This window comes from Bacteroidota bacterium (assembly GCA_034723125.1).
In the GTDB taxonomy this organism is placed as follows: Bacteria; Bacteroidota; Bacteroidia; order CAILMK01; family JAAYUY01; genus JAYEOP01.
This window is the reverse complement of sequence record JAYEOP010000384.1, coordinates 1-2,343: the sequence shown is the minus strand read 5'-3', so window position 1 is coordinate 2,343 and position 2,343 is coordinate 1. Positions and strand designations below refer to the sequence as shown.

Sequence of the window (2,343 nt, the reverse complement as noted above, 5' to 3'; positions counted from 1 at the left end):
CTTCTCACTCTTCACTTCTCACCTCTCACCTCTCACCTCTCACCTCTCACCTCTCACTTCTCACTTCTCACTTCTCACTTCTCACTTCTGTCTTTTAATCGCACCAAACTGAGAGTCGCAAGGAAATAAAAATATTCATTCAGAAAAATAAGAAACCTAAAATGTATTTATAGAACCTCCCTAAAGCTTTACCTAAAACTCCGACAATTTTCCTTTTTTATTATTTATAAAAATATCCCACCACAATGCAGTCTCCAATAAATTAAACAATTGATTAGCTTTTACTTGTTTATACCAAAACCAATAAGCTGAATTAGAGCCAAGTGATTTGTATTTATTAATAAATAAATTCAACTTTCCTTTATCAGCATTTTGCTTTACAAAATCTGAATTTTGCAAATAATTAAATATTTGATTACTTCTATTTTTGTCATCAAAGAAAATTGCTAAAGGAGAAAAGCCACCTTGTTTTTTCCTTTCAGTTACTTCCTTAGGCAATTTTGGTTTTGCTACTGACTTAAGAAGAAATTTGCTAATTCCTCTGCCCTTTGCATAATCCTTTACCTTTCCTTTTACTTTTAAATGCAATGGTAATTTTTTTAAAAAATTATAAATTTCTGTATCAATATAGGTAAAGGCAAGATTCACATCAAACAAAGAAGCTAATTTTGAAGCCTTAAATAAAATTACTTCATTAATATTTTGTCTAATATCCTGATAATAATTATGCTGGTCAAAAAATTCTTTAAAACCTAGATATTTTTTCGGAATTGTTTTAAAATAAGGATGTTCAGTATTATTATCTAAATCAAAAATATCTTTCATTAAATGTGAATTAAACCCAAAATTATCGGGTTTCATAATATTTAATATTTTCTCATTATGAAATCTTAATCTGAATTGCAAATTATCATTATCAAAATATTTATTTCCTGATATCCCGCTAAATATTTTTTGAAAAACTTTAGCACCATATTTTGATGATAAATAATTCAATGCCAATTCTTTTGCTGCTGTACCAAAAAGCTGATCATTACCATCACCACCAATTACTACAGGCAATTTTTCATCAGCAACAAATTTCATTGCGGAATAATTGAGCATAAAACCCGACTCTGAAAAAGGGTCGCCTAGTGATGCAATTATCTCAGGCAAATATTCTATTTCACTACCATCCATTAAATATAAGCTATGTTTTGCATTAAAAGCATTAGCCATCATTTCAGCATAAGGATGCTCCGACAAAGCATTATCCTTAAAACCAATAGAATAACTTTTTATTTCTCCTGAAAATATTTCCCTTAGTACAGCAATATTTCCTCCCGAATCATATCCCCCACTTAGCAATGCACCAACGGTATCAGCATTTCCTATTCTCCGTTTAATGGAAAGCTGTAAAAGCCTTTCATATTCTTCAATAGCTTCTTTTTCATCAATTTTCAATACTTCATTTGAAATAAAATCATCATAATCAAAAAGCGAAAAAACATTAAATGAATTAGCATTCTTTCGTAAAACATTTCCTGGAGCTAATTTTTTCAAACCGTCAAATGCAGTTAAAGGTGAAGGGATATAGCTTATACGCAAAAAAGTATCTAAACTTGTAAAATTAGGTTTAACACTAAAGTCTTTAAAACTCAAAACCCCTGAAATAGAATCTGCAAAAAAATCATCACTGTAAAATACAGTAGGACCCTCGCCATGCCTATCGCGTACAATTATCGTTTCATCAGCTTTTTTAATTAAAATGCTAAATTGTCCATTGAGCTTTTTAAATCCTTCAATCTCATATTTGAGAAATATTTCTAACAACAACTCAGCATTATTTTTTGAACTAAGTTTCAATTCCTTTTTTAATTCATCCGAATTATAAATTAATCCCTTTACAAAAAGTTGGACTTCATTTGTTTTTGCAAAATCATAATCATAAAAAAGAATATTTTTTTCTAACGTATAATTAGATGTATCAAAAGATATTTTATCCTTAACATCTTGCGAATGCTCAAATAATCCGATTAAACAAATTTTATCTTTCATTTTCTAATAGTTTTTTAATTTAAAAAAGCGATATTATTGTTTTTATCAACTTTTAATATTTTTTAAAATTAGCACTTTGAAGTATCTAATTCCAAATAAAAGCAAAGTTTCAACATAAGCTATTGAATATTTGTTAGTTATAAATAGAGAAAATATTTTTTGTAAAAAATTAACATAGGATTATTTTCTGAATTTTAATATTAATTTGCAAATGCTTGTTTCAGAGTCTTAGATTTATGGTTGGAAAATTTAGCAACAAAAATGAATTAAAGAATGATTAACACAAATAAAAACAATTTACCTTTA

Annotated in this window: 1 protein-coding gene; it reads right to left on the bottom strand. The window is 27.9% G+C overall.

What is annotated here, in order from left to right; translation table 11 throughout:
- Positions 1-192: 192 nt before the first annotated feature.
- Positions 193-2,037 (bottom strand): asparagine synthase-related protein, encoded by a 1,845-nt coding sequence (locus tag U9R42_10170; protein ID MEA3496387.1) that lies wholly within the window; start codon positions 2,035-2,037, stop codon positions 193-195.
- Positions 2,038-2,343: the final 306 nt, after the last annotated feature.

Bases quoted from the DNA above. Each gene is read 5' to 3' on its own strand.
- U9R42_10170 (MEA3496387.1), bottom strand. From the start codon at position 2,037: ATGAAAGATAAAATTTGTTTAATCGGATTATTTGAGCATTCGCAAGAT.